Annotated in this window: 12 protein-coding genes; 5 read left to right on the top strand and 7 right to left on the bottom strand. The window is 40.6% G+C overall.

The features are described from left to right. Nucleotides 1–135 precede the first annotated feature (135 nt). Together ACE1CC_RS21940 and ACE1CC_RS21935 are read left to right on the top strand one after the other, a co-directional pair. Nucleotides 136–651: a hypothetical protein gene (locus ACE1CC_RS21940; RefSeq protein WP_413272565.1), complete on the top strand. Its 516-nt coding sequence runs from the start codon at nt 136–138 to the stop codon at nt 649–651. 288 nt (nt 652–939) lie between these two features. Then, nucleotides 940–1,905, top strand: a complete 966-nt coding sequence (locus ACE1CC_RS21935; protein ID WP_413272564.1) for a protochlorophyllide reductase — start codon at nt 940–942, stop codon at nt 1,903–1,905. A 102-nt stretch (nt 1,906–2,007) separates the two neighbouring features. On the opposite strand, the gene ACE1CC_RS21930 is transcribed toward ACE1CC_RS21935, so the two are convergent. From ACE1CC_RS21930 to ACE1CC_RS21920, 3 genes are all read right to left on the bottom strand, one after another. Next, a complete protein-coding gene (locus ACE1CC_RS21930) occupies nt 2,008–4,956 on the bottom strand; it encodes an ATP-binding protein (protein ID WP_413272563.1) in 2,949 nt (982 codons plus the stop codon). 495 nt (nt 4,957–5,451) lie between these two features. Further along, nucleotides 5,452–7,257 (bottom strand): ABC transporter ATP-binding protein, encoded by a 1,806-nt coding sequence (locus ACE1CC_RS21925; protein WP_413272562.1) that lies wholly within the window; start codon nt 7,255–7,257, stop codon nt 5,452–5,454. Between the two features lie 187 nt (nt 7,258–7,444). Beyond that, entirely contained in the window at nt 7,445–9,214 is a 1,770-nt protein-coding gene (locus tag ACE1CC_RS21920; RefSeq protein ID WP_413272561.1) for an ABC transporter ATP-binding protein, read from the bottom strand. A gap of 262 nt (nt 9,215–9,476) precedes the next feature. Here ACE1CC_RS21920 and ACE1CC_RS21915 point away from each other — a divergent pair, with 262 nt between their 5' ends. Beyond that, nucleotides 9,477–12,212 carry a cyclic nucleotide-binding domain-containing protein gene (locus ACE1CC_RS21915; protein ID WP_413272560.1) on the top strand — a complete coding sequence of 912 codons (2,736 nt, stop codon included), beginning with the start codon at nt 9,477–9,479 and terminating at the stop codon, nt 12,210–12,212. Nucleotides 12,213–12,388: 176 nt separating this feature from the next. Here the strand turns inward: ACE1CC_RS21915 and ACE1CC_RS21910 are convergent, their stop codons facing one another. Beyond that, nucleotides 12,389–13,981 (bottom strand): serine hydrolase, encoded by a 1,593-nt coding sequence (locus ACE1CC_RS21910; RefSeq protein ID WP_413272559.1) that lies wholly within the window; start codon nt 13,979–13,981, stop codon nt 12,389–12,391. Nucleotides 13,982–14,168: 187 nt separating this feature from the next. Beyond that, nucleotides 14,169–14,999 (bottom strand): RNA methyltransferase, encoded by an 831-nt coding sequence (locus tag ACE1CC_RS21905; protein ID WP_413272558.1) that lies wholly within the window; start codon nt 14,997–14,999, stop codon nt 14,169–14,171. 100 nt (nt 15,000–15,099) lie between these two features. On the opposite strand from ACE1CC_RS21905, the gene ACE1CC_RS21900 reads away from it, so the two are divergent. Together ACE1CC_RS21900 and ACE1CC_RS21895 are read left to right on the top strand one after the other, a co-directional pair. Further along, nucleotides 15,100–15,264: a DUF2256 domain-containing protein gene (locus ACE1CC_RS21900; RefSeq protein ID WP_413272557.1), complete on the top strand. Its 165-nt coding sequence runs from the start codon at nt 15,100–15,102 to the stop codon at nt 15,262–15,264. Between the two features lie 51 nt (nt 15,265–15,315). Next, on the top strand, nt 15,316–16,272 hold the full coding sequence (locus tag ACE1CC_RS21895; protein ID WP_413272556.1) for an isoaspartyl peptidase/L-asparaginase: 957 nt from the start codon (nt 15,316–15,318) through the stop codon (nt 16,270–16,272). Between the two features lie 57 nt (nt 16,273–16,329). Here the strand turns inward: ACE1CC_RS21895 and ACE1CC_RS21890 are convergent, their stop codons facing one another. Together ACE1CC_RS21890 and ACE1CC_RS21885 are read right to left on the bottom strand one after the other, a co-directional pair. Next, nucleotides 16,330–16,752 (bottom strand): type II toxin-antitoxin system VapC family toxin, encoded by a 423-nt coding sequence (locus tag ACE1CC_RS21890; RefSeq protein ID WP_413272555.1) that lies wholly within the window; start codon nt 16,750–16,752, stop codon nt 16,330–16,332. Further along, nucleotides 16,749–16,997, bottom strand: a complete 249-nt coding sequence (locus ACE1CC_RS21885; RefSeq protein ID WP_413272554.1) for a FitA-like ribbon-helix-helix domain-containing protein — start codon at nt 16,995–16,997, stop codon at nt 16,749–16,751. Before ACE1CC_RS21885 ends, ACE1CC_RS21890 begins: the two co-directional genes overlap by 4 nt. Nucleotides 16,998–17,001: the final 4 nt, after the last annotated feature.

Genomic DNA, 17,001 nt, shown 5'->3' with positions numbered 1-17,001 from the left:
TTGCGCTTCAGCGCTAAAGAAGGCGCTGAAGCGCAACAACGTACTAGAAAGTCTTAACTTTCTAAAGAGAGATGAATTTACTCAATGGCTTTGATTTGCTGGGGGAGTAGGAATACTCAAGATACAACTTTGACGATGAATTATTTAGTGGCAGTTTTGTCCGATCGCATCCAGGTAGAACAAGCATATACTGAACTGGAGAAACAAGGAATCCCAACGCAGCAAGTAAACATTTTGGGTAATGGTTACAAAAGTGCTGATGAGTATGGCTTAATTAATCCAAATCAAAAAGCACGTCAAGGTGCAACTAAACTCGCTGTTTGGCTAGTACCATTTGGATTTGTCGCTGGCTATGCCTTTAACCTTTTAACGGGGATTAGCATTTTTTCCACATTAAATGCCTTCGGTAATCATGTTATTGGAGGGCTTTTGGGTGCTGCTTCTGGGGCTTTGGGTGCTTACTTTGTTGGTGGTGGCGTTGGTTTAACGGTGGGTAGTGGAGATGCTTTGGCATATCGAAATCGCTTGAATGCTGGCAAGTATTTAATTATTGTCCAAGGTACGGAAGAATTAACTCGTCAAGCAACTCGCGTGTTGCGTCAGTTTGAACCGGAAAATATTCAAGGATACGCAGAACTAAAAGGTGCTTAAGGAGAAAGAAATCATGCGCTTAAATTTAATGCTGCTGTGGGTAACTCTGTCTTTTGTGTTAGTTGGAACCATTATGTTGTTACTTCAACCACAAATAGACTTTCATTAATGATAAGACAAAGAATTTTCTATTTTGATTTTTCCGCTTGCTCTGAGAGTCCCCCTGCTCCCCTGCTTTAGTTTAGTCTTTTTTTAAGATCGATTAAAAAGAATTTTGTCTTGGCTCTAAGAGTTCACTGTCATGAGATCCTAGATTATGGTCTCATGGTCATTAAGAGTTGGAAGACAATGGAACAAAATCGGAAGTCAACTGTTGTAATTACAGGTGCCTCTTCTGGAGTTGGCTTGTATGCTGCTAAGGCATTAGCGAAACGGGGATGGCACGTAGTTATGGCTTGTCGGGATTTAGCGAAAGCTGAAGCAGCTGCCAAAAGTGTGGGGATGTCGCCGGATAGCTACAGTCTGATGCACATCGATCTGGGTTCCCTGGACAGTGTTCGCCAATTCGTGAAAAACTTCCGGGTAAGCGGTCGATCGCTAGATGCTTTGGTGTGCAATGCCGCAATTTATATGCCTTTAATAAAAGAGCCATTGCGAAGTCCAGAAGGTTATGAGCTCACTATGACTACTAATCACCTGGGTCATTTCCTACTCTGTAATATGATGCTAGAAGATTTGAAAAAATCACCAGCACCGGATAAGAGAATGGTGATTTTAGGCACTGTAACCCATAATCCAGATGAGTTAGGTGGGAAGATTCCTCCCCGTCCCGATCTAGGAAATTTTGAGGGTTTTGCCTCTGGATTTAAAGATCCTGTCACTATGATTGATGGGAAGAAGTTTGAACCCGTGAAGGCTTATAAAGATAGTAAAGTTTGCAATGTGCTGACTATGCGAGAATTGCATCGTCGCTATCATGATTCAACGGGGATTACTTTCACTTCTTTATATCCGGGATGTGTGGCAGATACACCTCTGTTCCGTAACCATTATCCGTTGTTTCAAAAACTTTTCCCTTGGTTCCAAAAGAATATTACTGGAGGTTATGTTTCTCAGGATTTGGCTGGCGAAAGAGTTGCTATGGTAGTGGCCGATCCTGAATATAAACAATCTGGTGCTTATTGGAGTTGGGGAAATCGACAAAAGAAAGATGGTAAGTCTTTTGTGCAGAAGGTTTCTCCCCAAGCGCGTGATGATGAAAAGGCTGAAAAGATGTGGATTTTCAGTCAAAAGTTGGTCGGATCTTTTAGTTAATCCGATCGCCATAGTTTAAGTTTGTTGTGAGGACTTTAGTCCTAGTTGTGTCAGCATAATTAGGACTGAAGTCCTTACAACGAACAAGCGAAATCTTTATTATTAAACGACAGCGTTAGGAATGGTTAATTTAGCAGTTTGATGGATGGGAATGGCGATCGCAAATTCTGTACCTTTGCCTAATTCCGATTTACAAGTTAAACTTCCTCCATGTTTTTCGACTACAATTTGACGACAAATTGATAAACCTAAACCTGTGCCTTTACCAATTGGTTTGGTAGTAAACTGATAATCAAACAATTTTTGTTGCACTTCTTGAGACATTCCTGGGCCATTATCTTGAATCGAAATTACCACAACTTCTGCTGTTTCAACAGTTGTACGAATCGTAATTTGATTAGGATGAGCCTGAATATCGGCAAAAGTGCGGTTAACATTTTGTTCTTCTAGGGCATCGATCGCATTAACTAAAATATTCATAAAAACCTGATTAAGTTGTCCAGCATAACACTCAACTAAAGGTAAGTTTCCGTACTCTTTAATAACTTGAATTGCTGGACGTTCCGATCTAGCTTTTAACCGATGTCCTAAAATCATTAAAGTGCTATCTATTCCCTCATGAAGATCTACAGTTTTCACTTCTGCTTCATCTAGGCGCGAGAAACTTCGCAAAGATAAGACAATGGCGCGAATTCTTTCTGTACCTACTCGCATTGAAGACAGTAATTTAGGTAAATCTTCCTGAATAAACTCTAATTCGATTTCTTCTGTTAGTTCCTCAATCTTAGGCGGAACTTTGGGAATTTCAGCTTGATAAGTTTCTACGAGTTCAAGTAACCCCGTAACATATTCGCTGGCGTGTTCTAAATTGCCATGTATAAAGTTAATTGGGTTGTTAATTTCGTGAGCAATTCCTGCTACTAATTGTCCTAAACTAGACATTTTTTCGTTCTGCACAAGTTGAGTTTGTGCTTGTTGCAAACTACTCAAGGCTTGTGACAATTCAGATGTACGTCGTTCGACGCGCATTTCTAATTCGTGAGTTAGTTTTTGTAAGGCTGCTTCTACTTGTTGGCGATCGGCAATTTCTTGTTGCAGAAGTTGATTTTGTTTGTCTAGTTCTTCTTCAGCTAATTCCCGGCTTTCTTCACTCAAAACTAACCACCAAGTAACAATTCCGGTTACAACTAACAAAGCAGCATATACAACTATAAATATTTTCAGAATTGGGTAATGAATGGCTGTTGGTACTTCTGGTGAATTTAACACTCCTTCATAGTAAACTAAACCCATAATTGTGCCAATTAATCCAGCACTCAGGGAAAATATGCCGCCAAATCTAATTACTCTTATTCCCATTTTAGGAGAGAGTTTACCATCTAGGACGTGATAATAAAGGTTTTTTGTCAGGGTTTTGATATAGCTATCAGAGGGTTTACATTTATCATGACAATGGGCATCTAAACTGCAACATAAAGAGCAAATTGGCCCATCATAAACTGGACAAAATGCTGTATCAGCAAGTTCATATTCCTGTTCGCAAATACAGCAGGTTATTAAAGAATTTATATCGTTTGTTTGGCAATGCGTGTTTTCCCTAGCAATGTAGTATTTGCCTTTGGTAATAACGGCAATAATTGGTGAGAGAACAAAGGCTACACCCAAGGCGATGAAAGGGGAATAGGCTTGAGCATAATTGCCAAAAGCGCCGATAAAGGCGATTATTGCCACTCCAGAAGCGATCGCCATTGCCCCAAAACCAACGGGATTAAAATTATAGAGGTAAGCTCGTTTAAATTCAATGTAAGAAGGGCTTAAACCCAAGGGTTTATTGATAACTAAATCTGCAACTACAGCGCCTACCCAAGCGATCGCAATATTAGAGTATAAACCTAAAACGGCTTCTAAAGTTTGAAATACTCCTAACTCCATTAGTAGGAGTGCGATCGCTACATTAAATATTAACCAAACTACTCTTCCGGGATGGCTATGAGTTAATCTGGAGAAAAAGTTTGACCAAGCTAAAGAACCTGCATAAGCATTAGTTACATTGATTTTAATTTGGGAAATAATTACAAATAACGTAGCAACAGATAACACCACTTTTGGGTCAGAAAAAATACTCGCAAACCCCGCCAAATACATTTGAATTGGTTCTTTAGCAACCGAAACTTCCACGCCATGTTTAATGGCTAAAGTAGCTAAAAAAGCCCCGCCTAACTGCTTTGCACATCCTAAAATAATCCATCCTGGACCCGCTAAAATTACCGCAAACCACCACTTAAATCGATTTTCTTTACCCAGAGTAGGCAAAAATCTGAGATAGTCTACCTGTTCTCCTAATTGAGCAATTAAGGAAAATGAAACTGTTGCGGCTGTGCCAAATAATAAAGGATTAAAAGCTGCTCCGCTTGGTGAGTTTCCCGCAAAATTTAGCCAGTTTTCTAAAGCATTTGGTTCTTTGTAAAGGACAAAAATATAGGGTAAAATCATTAATAAAAGCCAAATTGGTTGTGTCCACAACTGCAATTTGTTAATTAGCGTAACTCCGTAAAAAACCAAAGGTATTATTACTAAGGAACAAACTAAATAGCCTATTGACAAAGGCAAATTGAAATAAAGTTTCAATGCCTGAGCCATAATTGCTGCTTCTAAAGCAAAGAAAAGAAAAGTAAAAGACGCATAAATTAGAGAGGTAATTGTTGAGCCAATATAACCAAAACCTGCGCCTCTGGTTAATAAATCTATATCAATATTGTATTTAGCGGCGTAGTAAGTAATTGGTAAACCTGCGAAAAAAATAATTGCACCAACAACGAGAATTGCCCAGCAGGAATTAGCAAAGCCATAATTAATAACTAGTGAACCGCCAATAGCTTCTAAAGCTAAAAAAGAAATTCCACCTATGGCAGTGTTTGCTACCAGGAATTCTGACCATTTACGAAATGATTTCGGAGCATAACGTAAAGAGTAATCTTCTAAGGTTTCGGTGGCGACCCAAGTGTTATAATCTCTCCGTTCTTTGACAATTCTTTTAGTAATTTTAATCATGGTTGAATCTTTCCCCTTGAACCTTTTCCTTGCTTGTCTGAGATCTTGCCGCAGGGGAGGTAGAACCTCCTGTGTCCTCGTTCCCAGGTTCAACCTGGGAACGAGAAACAGAGGCTCTGCCTCTTGGTGGAAAATTTGAGTTTGTCGAAGGTTGTTTAATTTGAATCTTTTGCGGTATTGATAGTCGTTCAATTTATCTCCTAATTAGTATGTCCATGTGGACCAAAATAAATATGTTACATTTCTTCAAGTTAATTTGAGACAGTAAGATTACTAGTTTAATAAATATTTTGTTACAACAAATCCACTATAAATACGTAATTAAGTCGCTTGTAACGACTAGCACTAACGCGCCGCTATCACTAACAGTCGTGTTATTTGAAAAAGAACGACTGAAGTCGTTACAACGGACTGGATTTAATTGGTTTGATTATGCGATCGCTTTGAGAAAGAACGACTGAAGTCGTTACAACAAACTTGATTATTGGGAGTTGATTAAGCGATCGCAGCTACTTTACCTTTAAACTGACTTATGTAAAGATCATAATAGAATTGATGTTTTGCCATTAATTCTTCGTGAGTGCCTCGTTCAATGATTTCTCCGGCTTTAATTACTAATATTTGATTGGCATCTCGAATTGTACTTAATCGGTGAGCAATTACAAAACTTGTGCGTCCTTGCATTAACCGATTTAATGCTTGTTGAATCTTTTCTTCGGTGCGTGTATCTACGTTGCTGGTAGCTTCGTCTAAAATTACCATGCGGGGATTTGCTACCATCATTCTAGCGATCGTTAATAATTGCCTTTGTCCTTGACTAAGATTACCTCCTCGCTCGGTTAAAACTGTGTCGTAACTGTTAGGTAAACGCAAGATAAATTCGTGAGCATTTGCCTGTTTTGCGGCGGTAATACATTCTTCATCTGTTGCGTCTAATCTAGCGTAACGCAGGTTATTCATTACCGTATCTGAAAACAGGAAAGGTTCCTGTAATACAATGCCAATTTGCCGACGCAAACTGTCTTGTTGTACATCATAAATACTGTGTCCGTCGATGGTAATGTCGCCTTTGTCGATGTCATAATATCGAGTAATTAAGTTGATAATTGTACTTTTGCCTGCACCTGTTGGGCCACACAAGCCAATTTTTTGACCGGGTAAAGCTTCAAAGCTATTCTGTTTTAGAATTGGTCTACCTTGAACATAGCTAAAGTCTACATCTTTAAATACAACATGACCTTGTATTGGTGGCAGGGGAAAAGCGTTAGGTTTGTCTACAATTACTGGTTTTTCATCTAAAATGGCAAAGACTCTTTCGGCAGATGAAATTGATGCTAACAAACTATCTAAAGTATTAGCTAGGTTGGTGATGGGAATTCCAAATTGTCTTGTGTATTGTAAAAATGTGGAGACTATACCCACATCTGCTTGATTATTTAATACTAACAAACCGCCAACTAAGGCTACTAATGCAACATCTAAGTTGGTCAAAACTAGTGTAACTGGGCGACTGAGTAAGGCAATAAATCGGGCTTTAATTCCCGCTTGCATTGCGGCTAAACTGATTTCTTGAAAGTTGTCGATCGCTTCCTGTTGCCTACCGTAGGCAATGACTACTTTTTCGCCGCTGACTGTTTCTTCCATTAAGCCATTGAGTTCGCCAATTTGTTGTTGCAAATTATTAAAAATCGGCCCTGATACTCGACTAATAAAGCCTAGTAATCCCATGACTAAAGGTGAAATTACCAATGCTGTAATTGCTAATTTCCAGTTCAGCCAAAACATGGCGATGACAATAAAAACTAGTTTGATACTTTCGCTCAATAACAGATTTAAACCACCGCGAAAGAATGTAGCAATTACTTCTGTGTCATTGGTGACACGGCTCATTAATTGTCCGATCGGTTGTCGATCGAAAAAATTGATAGAAAGGGTTTGGATATGCTCAAACAAATCGCGCCGCAGGTTATACAAAGCCCGTTGCATTACTTTAGCTATAATTAGCCCTTGTAGTAATAATCCTACCCAGCTTCCGACTGATGCGATCGCCATTAATATGACAATATTTAACAGCACTTTTAAGTTCGGTGAAGTGCTTAAATTGTTGAGTCCTTCTCCCAAAAGATAAGGAATTAACAAATTGAATGTTGTACCGACTAACAACAGTAGTATTACTAATAAGATTTGCCCAGTGTAGCGGGTTACATAACCTAACAACCGAGGCAAAACTTTTCCGGTAGATTCTTTTGGAGGTTCTCCAGCTTTGGAGGGATATTTACGATGCAAAAAAGGTTTAGTCATTTTCTCTATTTTTAGTGTGAATAGCTTGGCAAAATTATTGGCTTTTCCCCAATACTGCTCGGGTTTTGGGTAGGGGCGAAGCATTCGGGCAACAATTTATGACTCAAACCCTAGATTTTCTGCTCCGAATGCTTCGCCCCTACAGACCACAAATTTGCTTAACCGAGCAGTATTGGGCTTTTCCCTATTAAGCTGGTAAGCCTCCGAGTTGAGATTCGTAGATTTCTTGATACAATGAACTAGTGCGAAGTAAGGTTTCGTGATTGCCTTGGGCGACAATTTCTCCAGCTTCTAAAAGGAAGATGTTATCAGCAGTAATTACGGTGCTAATACGTTGAGCCACAAATAAAATTGTGCTATCTCCCATTGAGTTTTTAATCGCATCTTGAACCCTGGCTTCTGTTGCCATGTCTAAAGCACTTGTACTATCATCAAAAATCAAAATTTTCGGCTTGATAGTGAGGGCGCGAGCGATCGATAACCGCTGTCTTTGTCCCCCTGAAAAATTAGTTCCCCTTCTCGCTACATTAGCATCATAACCTTCAGGAATTGCACTGACAAAACCGTGAGCATCTGCGGCTTTTGCTGCTGCAATCATCTCATCTTCGGTAGCTTCCGGTTTGCCGTAACAAACATTTTCCCGCACTTTCCCACTAAACAAAACTGACTCTTGCAAGGAAATTCCTACTAGTTGATGCAAGGTTTCCAAAGGAATATTTCGCACATCTACACCATCGATCGTGATTCGCCCACTCGTCACATCATAAAAGCGAGGAATCAAGTTCACTAAAGTAGATTTTCCCGATCCTGTAGCCCCTAAAAAAGCAACTGTTTGTCCCGGTTCGATGACTAAATTAATATTTTTAAGCACCAATTTAGAATGATTTTCTTCCGGGTTTTGACTGGGGTTAGCAAAATAGCTAAAGCTAACATTTTCAAATACAATGCGTCCTTTAGCAGTAGCAATATCGAGTTCCAAAGTATGGGGTGAATCTGGTATCGTTGGGATTGAATCTATGACTTGAAATATTCGTTCGGCTGAGGCTTCTGCTGCGGTAATTTGCGGTGTAAGTACTGCTAGTAAAACTAGGGGAGTTAAAATAACTGCTAAGTACTGAGTAAAAGCGAGAATTTCACCAACTGTAACTTGTCCTTGGGTGACGGAAACTCCACCAAACCAAAGTATACTGGCTATTGCTAAGTTGACAATTAAATACAGTGTTGGTTGCAAGAAAGAAATGTACTGCATGGGGCGCAGAGATGCTTTGCGAAATTCTCGGTTGGCGCGATCGTAACGGTGGTTTTCATATTCACTTTGTACAAAAGCTTTGACTACTCTCACGCCTGCTAAATCTTCTTGCAAAACACTGTTTAAATTATCAAGTTTTTTCTGTACTACTTGAAAAAATGCTCCAATTTTGTTAATGAAAAATGCTAGCAGAATACTCACAACCGGAATCACAATTAACAAGATCCATATAAGGCTGGGGCTGTAGAAATAAATTAGAATTAATGCCCCAATAAACATCACAGGAGCTTGCGCTAAAGATAAAACTATCTGTTGTATAGCTCCTTTAATTGCATCCACATCACTAGTCATTCTTACCATCAAATCACTAGTGGGAAATTTATCTAAATTGCCAAAGGAAAACTGTTGAATTTTTCGATACAAGTTCATCCGCACCGCATGAGCAGTAAATTCGCCAAATAACACTCCATACCAAGCGTTTGCAATTGTAAATATGGCACTCAAAAAGGCAAATATTACCATCCATAAAACACTCTGTCCTAAAGCATTTCGATCGCCACCTAGTAACCCTTCGTCAATTAGTTCCTGCGTCATTAACGGTATCAGCAGCGTGAAAATATTGGCGATCGCTAACAATATTTGCGATACCCAGAATGGTCGTTCGTAACCTCGATAAATTGTGATAAAACGTCTAAAATTCGGTAACATAGCTGATTTTCTCAAGAATTTGAATCTGCTGTTAGCTATTTCCTTTTTTATGATTTATGTTGCCATAATTTCTTTGATCTGGCAATAATTCTTTAAATTAAAATTTGTTCATGAACTTTTACAAATCATCTTAAAGTTATATTTTGCTAAAGCAAGGTAGAGAAAATAAGCTAAAATTTATTTAGGAATTTATGAAAATCGGAAATAATTTCAGTATTCGCTCTATTAACCAAGAAAACTTCAGAGTCGTGAGGTACTACTGATGGACTCCCAAGCAGTTGCCATTGATCGATCGCAGTCACCATTAACCCCATCTTTCCCCGAACAAACCTTACCGCTAGGCACAGGTAAACCCAAAATTGAGTTAGTAAATGAACAGTTGTTTTTAGAATGGGTAACTTGGTTAAGTTCGCAGCGAATTTGGATGAAGTTATCGCAACAAACTTTAACAGAACTTGTTCATTGCTTACATTATTTTACAGTAGAAGCGGGAACGCCAATTTATCAAAAGGGGCAGAGTCCGATCGGTTTTTATTTCCTCAAATCTGGTACAGTAGAAATTTCCCATTTACTACCAATTTGCCATTCAATTATCCGCTATTATCACCCAGGCGAACTATTTGGCTATGCTAGTTTAGCAGAGAACTGTACAGAAACTTATCAAAGTAGTGCGATCGCTTTAACCAACTGCGAAATCGGCTTTTTATCATTAACTGAATTCCCGGAATTATCCACTAAATATCCCGAAATTTCCCAAACAATTAACGCTATTTTAGCGGAAGAGTTAAACACATTTACCCTGAGAATTTGCCACGAAAAAACGCGAATTCAAACGTGGCAACCTTATATTCAACCAGTACCTAAAGCCGAAACAATTTTAGGTAATAGCAAAGCCACAAAAAAATTAGCTAGCCAAATTCAACAAGCTGCTAATAATCTCCAACCTGTTGTATTTCAAGCGCAACCGGGTACAGGTAAGACTTTTTTAGCCGGAATGATTCATGCTCATTCAGAAGTAGCCGCCCAACCATATATCGAAATAGATTGTGCAGAATTACCCAGCCGAGAAGATGGGACAATTAACACGGATATTTTGTTTGGTAAAATAGGAAAAGAACCGGGAATTATGGCGATTTTAGAAAGAGGAACTTTATTAATCGATCATGTGCAATTGTTGAGTATTGCCGATCGCGATCGGTTAATTCACTATCTAAAAACAGGTTATATTATTCCCAATGCAGAACAGATCGATCGGGAAAGCAAAGCCGAAGATTTAAAATTAGGTAATTGTTGGGGGAAAATCCCAAATCAACCTTTACAATCTTCGGTAAGATTAATTTTAGCTTCTCCCGATTTCTTAGAGTTTCCCGAAATAGAAACAATTCAAATAAAACTATTTACCTTAAACCAAAGAAAGGCAGATATTCCCGAATTTGCAAAATATTTTCTCCAGAAGATTTGCCGAGAAAGCGATCGACCAACCTTACAATTAAATCGCGCCAACTTGCGGCGTTTATTGAGTTATAATTATCCCGGAAATTTAACCGAACTCGCAGAAATTTTACATCGCGCCGTCCTCAACACACCCACAGAAGAAACAACAATTCCCGAACAATTATTTTGGTCTGTACAATCAGATAAAAACGCCTTTCGGATTGACTTATTAACTCATGTAACTTGGTTGCGTCCCTTATTACTAAGTCGTTGGTATCCTGAAGGATTATGGGGAATTATGATGGCAATATTTAGCCCCGTAACTTTGTTAGGATTTTTCGGCCCCCAAACACGAGATAGTAGTATTACTTTAAACTTATTTTGGGCTTGGTGGTGGCCCATGTATTTATTTTTCTTTGCTTTTGTTGGTCGTTTGTGGTGTGCAGTTTGCCCATTTATGGTGACAGGAGAATGGATACGTCGCTTCTCTTTATGGTTGTTTCCCCGTCAGCAACTCCCCTGGAATAACAAATGGTTAAATCGTTGGGGTGCGTGGATTTTATTTGCAGGATTTGTAGCAATTTATTTATGGGAACAACTGTGGGATTTACCCCATAAAGCTTATCTTTCTGCTTGGTTGCTAACAATTATTGCACTAGGAGCAGTAATTTTTAGTTTAATTTATGAACGTCGATTATGGTGTCGCCACTTATGCCCAATAGGGGGAATGAATGGTTTATTTGCCAAACTTTCTATATTAGAATTACGTTCAACTCAGCAAATTTGTGCCAGTCAATGTCAAACATTTAGCTGTTATAAAGGTAGCACATCGACTGCGATCGCTTATGGCGAAGCCCTACCCACAGAAGGACAAGCAACCGCAGGTTGTCCCCTGTATTCTCACCCAGCACAACTATTAGATAATCGAGATTGTATACTCTGCATGAGTTGTTTAAAAGGTTGTCCCAACCGTTCCGCCCAACTAAACTTAAGATTTCCCGCCTCAGATTTAATCGACCATCATCGAGGTTTTGCAGCGGAAGTTGCCTTACTATTATTATTATTAGGCGGCGTGTTTATGCACCATGCCGAAAAGATTTTAACTTGGTTAGGATGGTCTAATTTAGCGATCGACTCAGAACATTTACTAATTTCAATTCCCCTAGTTATTTTGTTGCTGAGTATTCCCACAATTTTGACATATTTTACTCATGCGATCGCACATTGGCAAGACCCTGAAATGCCCGATTATCTCACAGTAATCTACGCCTATCTTCCCTTCACCTTAGCCGCAAACTTAGCCTACTATATTCCCTCTGGAATTACCGAAGCCGGAAAAATTCTCCCCGTATTCGCCCGAACTTTAGGTTACAGTGGTGTAGGATTACCCACACTTACTTGGAGTGCAGATGTAGCCACTTTTCTCCAAGGTTTAACCTTACTCTCAGCCCTAGTTTTTAGTATTTATCCATTACTCCGAATTACTCACCGTCCTTGGTTAAGTAATTTACCCCATTTCTGTTTACTAATTGCTTTGACAGTGACTTGTTTTTGGTTAATTTGAGAGCCAAGTTTTATTTTTGTTCTCTGTTCCTTTGTTTCGTTATGAAGTAGTCTTCTATCATCTGAATAAATGAAATGCTTGATTTATCAGGAATCCTAGTCCCCTTGCACTCCAAGAGCCGAGAGTTTGACTCGTGCCGTACTTCTAGGACAGGGCTTGTATCCCATTATTTCCGGTCAACCAGATGTGGTGGGCAAAGGTATTGTTGGCTGAATACTAGGTGGATTGGGATTAGGTATGGGGGTATTGAGCGAAGGATTTTGGGGATTTTGGTTAAAGTACTGATAAGTAGTGCTAGAGATTTGTTGAATAATTTTTTGGGCGCGGACATCTCGGCGGGGACGTTGTACCATGACAGCAATTACATATTGCTTACCAGAAGGTAAATTGACTATTCCCACATCAGCCAACATGGAACCGATGTTACCAGTTTTATGAGCGATTTTCGCTCCTTCACCGATTCCTTTAGGTAAGAGGGAGTCATTTTCTGTTTGTTGCATAATTTCGATCATGCGATCGCGCGAAGCCGCTGACAACAACTCACCCCGCATCACTCGCGCCATTAACACCGCCAACTCTTTAGGACTACTAGTATTCGTCCCTTGCACATCTGGTAATGGGTTACGCAGTGTAGTTGTAGTTAAACCCCACTCTTGAAACCGCCGATTTAAAGCTTCAATTCCACCCAAGCGATCGATCACCATATTAGTAGCCGTATTGTCGCTAATGGTAATCATCCTCGTCAATACATCCAAAGCAGTGTATTCAGTGCCAATTTTCCGATGCCGCATATTGCCACTACCCGAAGCACGAAACTCCGATTTTAGGGTCAATTTTTCCGACCATTGAATTTTCCCTGCTTCCACATCTTGGAGAAAAGCAATCAAAATTGGCACTTTAATTGTACTTGCCGAAGCAATAGCATTATTGGCATTCAAATCTGCATAATTACCAGTTTCTACATCAATCACAAACACCCCTGGCGTAAATAACAGATTTTCCGCAGATAAAGCCGCAATCTGCGTTTTTAGAGGCGTAATTTCTTGGGTGAGATTGAAAGTTGCAGTGCTACTAGGTACAGAACTTTCCGGGTTAGCCGGACTTATTACAGCCCCTGTAGTGGGCGGAGTTTGTCCTGTAGGAGTAGCCCCAGATGGTTGGCGTGTTGCTGGGTCTAAAATTGACAACAGCGTACCCACAAACACACCCAAACCAATTCCCAAAATTAGCAACCTTGCACCATACACCAAAGGTGAAAGTGGCTTTTTTTGGGGACGAGGTTTGCTCCTTTGAGAAGATGAAATCGCACGAGGAGTGGACTTGTAACCATTTTCCCAAAACTCATAACTACCATTACCGGAGACGGGAGGCTGTCTACCCACAGGCTTAATCAGCTCTAATTTTCGTTGTTGTCGCTCTTTAGGATTATTGTTATTTCTGGGTTTTAATTCCGTGACCGAGGCGTAGCGAGGCGGCGTATCCACTGCCACTAAATTGCCTCGACCTTTCTGGGCTTTTCTAGCGGGCGATTTGGTTTTTTGAGAAAATAGTTTCTCCCACCAGTTGCGACTCTCAGCAGAAGTAGAACTTTGCCTTGGTTGATTTGGTTGCGCTTCCTTTGGGGATAGCCTTTCCAAGATTTGTTTAGCACCAGACGACCCAGACCGCTTGCTTGGTGTCTTGGCTGGTTGCTGCCGTTGTGGTGCTTGCTGTTGTTTTGTTTGCTGTCGCCGTTGGCGGCGCTTAGGGCGATTATCGAAAGCTGCCACTAATGACACCTCTTAAAAGTATTCCACCAAGAACAAGAAAATGCAGGCGATCGCTCCCACTATACAAAGTCTTTGGGAATGATGCTACCGAAAATCAATACAAAGGAAATTTACACCAAAATAGCCTCAAATCGATAAGAATAATTACTGATTTTTTAACTTGTTGTCAGGGAAAGGGGACTGGGGACTAGGGGTTAGGGGGTAGGGGGTAGGGGTTAGGGGTTAGGGAAGAATTCCCTTGCTCCCCTGCTCCCCTGCTCCCCTGCTCCCCTGCTCCCCTGCCTAATGCCCATTCCATTTGGCTGATAATACCTTTGAGCATTGCTACTTCGTTGGCAGAGGGTTGGGCGCGGTTGAATAGTAAGCGGAATTTTACCATGCGGCTTTCTGCGGTGTGGGGGTAAAGATAGCCAATTTTTAAGAGTAAGGATTCTAATTGCTGATAGTAGCGCTCTAAAGCATCTAAAGAGGCGGTTGTGTCTTCGGTTGTTTTTTCCTCTAAATATGTCTCAACTACTCCTTGGTTTTCTAAACAGTTTTGGTAAAGCTCGTAACAGCAAACTGCTACCGCTTGCGCCAAATTTAATGAGGGATAGACTGGACTCGAAGGAATTTGCACAAATCGCTGGGCATATTTTAAGTCTTCGTTAGATAAGCCTTTGTCTTCCGGGCCAAAAATTAAGGCTGATGAGTCGGCACCGAATAACCAGGGTAAGGCTGTACGCGGGTTTTCTGGGATGACGGATAAGTGACGAGAACGGGCAGAAGTGGCGATCGCTCTTTGGCAACCAGTCAATGCTTCTGGTATACTCTCCACTATCCTCGCCGCTTCCAGAACATCAAGCGCGTGCAGTGCCATTTTCCGCGCCTCTTCCCCCAAAGGATCGCATTGCGGTTCTACCAGCACTAACTGACTCACCCCCATGTTTTTCATCACCCGCGCCACAGACCCCACATTCAAAGCGCCAAGGGGTCTGACTAGCACTATTTTGATTCGGGCTAAGGCTGTTTCATCCATGTTAAATACTGGGGATGACAGGCAAGATGCCTATCCTACAAGACTGGAATTCTTTAAAATTGGAAAGAGCAATTTATTATAAAACATCGTTTAATTGATTATGGCAAGGCAGCGTTCTAAATCTGACTTACCAACGAAAATTTGTCCAGTGTGTGAAAGACCTTTTGCTTGGCGTAAAAAGTGGGCCGATTGCTGGGATGATGTGAAGTATTGCTCAGAACGTTGTCGTCGTCGTCGCACGCAAGCTTCTAGTTACGAAGATTGAACCGCTCAAGGCGCAGAGAACACAGAGGAAGAACTAGAGAGGTTAATTGTAATGTCAGCACAGCAGGTGCAACCTAAACTTATTATTCATGGCGGTGCCGGAAGTTCTCTCAAGGGTAAGGGAGGAGTTGAGATTGTTCGTAAATCTCTTTATAAAGTGTTGGAGGAAGTTTACCCGATGTTGTTGGGGGGCGCAAGCTGCTCCTTAGCTGTGGTTCGTGGGTGCCGTTTGTTGGAAGATGATCCCCGGTTTAATGCTGGTACGGGTTCGGTTTTACAATCAGATGGTCAAATTCGCATGAGTGCGTCTTTGATGAATGGCGCAATGCAGCGTTTTAGTGGTGTGATTAATGTTTCTCGCGTCCAAAATCCGGTTTTATTGGCTGAGGCTTTACAAGCTTCTGACGATCGCGTACTCTCAGATTATGGTTCGGGAGAACTTTTGCGCGAGTTGCAACTTCCGATTTATAACCCTTTGACTGATATCCGTTTACAAGAGTGGATGCAGGAACGGGATGAGAATTTTGTCAAGGATGCTGCGGGAGTTGTGGCGGAAAAGGCTTTAGTTGATAGTGAGGCGGGACGTGGCACTATTGGCGTGGTAGCTATTGATAGTGAGGGAAATATAGCTGCGGGAACTTCCACTGGTGGTAAGGGTTTTGAACGCATCGGTAGAGTCAGTGATTCGGCTATGCCTGCGGGTAATTATGCCACAACTCAAGCGGCGATTAGTTGCACTGGTATTGGTGAAGATATCATCGATGAATGTTTGGCGGCGAAAATTGTGATTCGGGTAACTGATGGTTTGTCTTTGCTGCAAGCTTTTGAGAAGTCTTTTGCTGAAGGTGCAAAGAATAAGCGCGATTTTGGCGCGATCGGGATCGATCGCTCTGGTACAATAGCCTGGGGCAAAACGAGCGAAGTTCTCTTAGCTGCCTATCACACTGGCGAAAGAATCGGTGATACTTTGGAATGGTCTGGAACTAATCTTACAGATTCTATTTCCTAATTTTAATTAATTAACTAATTAATTAACAAATGGTGGGCTATGCCCACTTTTTTTGTATTAATTCAAATTTTCAATCCAACAAACTTGAGAAAAAAGTACATCTCTCGAAAGCGCATTATAAAATCTTTCATCTGCTGTTACCATTTGACATTGATTTGTAACAGCTAAGGCAAGATAAACACAATCATAAACAGCTTGGTCAATTCGCACCGCAATTTCTAACGCCAATGGCATTAAAGACTGCGAAGAATACACTTGTAAATCACCGCTCATCAATACAGCTAAATCATGTTGAGCTTGTTCTAAAGTTGTTTCTCCTCTCCGTACTCGTTTCCATAAAATATTGCCTATTTCTGAGAAAAAGAAATCAGGGACCAGTAATTCATAAGAGTCGTCTAAGAGACGCATAGCAATTTCAGAATGAACCTCAGATAATACCCATTTGATTGCTACATTGGCATCAACAACAAATTTAGTCAACGGTTTCTATCCTCTCTTAGCAGTTCTACGCTATCACTAAACAACTTATTGCCATGTCTTTGCCTTGCTTCTGCAAGTCTTTCCCGAAAACTTGCTCTAACCGAGGGTTGAGAAGGGATTTCTGCTGTAGCTTGGGCGAGAATGCTTTTAATTTCATCCTCTAAGCTTTGGTTATGCTTTTGCGCCAAATTGCGGATTTTTTCTAAAACATCTGGATGAATATTGTCTAAAATTATTTGAGCCATATTG

Origin of the sequence: Floridaenema aerugineum BLCC-F46 (assembly GCF_041929345.1) — a bacterium.
GTDB classification, from domain to species: Bacteria; Cyanobacteriota; Cyanobacteriia; order Cyanobacteriales; family Aerosakkonemataceae; genus Floridanema; species Floridanema aerugineum.
This window is presented reverse-complemented; position numbering and strand designations above follow the sequence as displayed.

Coding starts and splice junctions, on each gene's coding strand:
- ACE1CC_RS21935 (WP_413272564.1), top strand. CDS start 940: ATGGAACAAAATCGGAAGTCAACTGTTGTAATTACAGGTGCCTCTTCT.
- ACE1CC_RS21885 (WP_413272554.1), bottom strand. CDS start 16,997: ATGGCTCAAATAATTTTAGACAATATTCATCCAGATGTTTTAGAAAAA.
- ACE1CC_RS21905 (WP_413272558.1), bottom strand. CDS start 14,999: ATGGATGAAACAGCCTTAGCCCGAATCAAAATAGTGCTAGTCAGACCC.
- ACE1CC_RS21895 (WP_413272556.1), top strand. CDS start 15,316: ATGTCAGCACAGCAGGTGCAACCTAAACTTATTATTCATGGCGGTGCC.
- ACE1CC_RS21925 (WP_413272562.1), bottom strand. CDS start 7,257: ATGACTAAACCTTTTTTGCATCGTAAATATCCCTCCAAAGCTGGAGAA.
- ACE1CC_RS21930 (WP_413272563.1), bottom strand. CDS start 4,956: ATGATTAAAATTACTAAAAGAATTGTCAAAGAACGGAGAGATTATAAC.
- ACE1CC_RS21940 (WP_413272565.1), top strand. CDS start 136: ATGAATTATTTAGTGGCAGTTTTGTCCGATCGCATCCAGGTAGAACAA.
- ACE1CC_RS21900 (WP_413272557.1), top strand. CDS start 15,100: ATGGCAAGGCAGCGTTCTAAATCTGACTTACCAACGAAAATTTGTCCA.
- ACE1CC_RS21920 (WP_413272561.1), bottom strand. CDS start 9,214: ATGTTACCGAATTTTAGACGTTTTATCACAATTTATCGAGGTTACGAA.
- ACE1CC_RS21915 (WP_413272560.1), top strand. CDS start 9,477: ATGGACTCCCAAGCAGTTGCCATTGATCGATCGCAGTCACCATTAACC.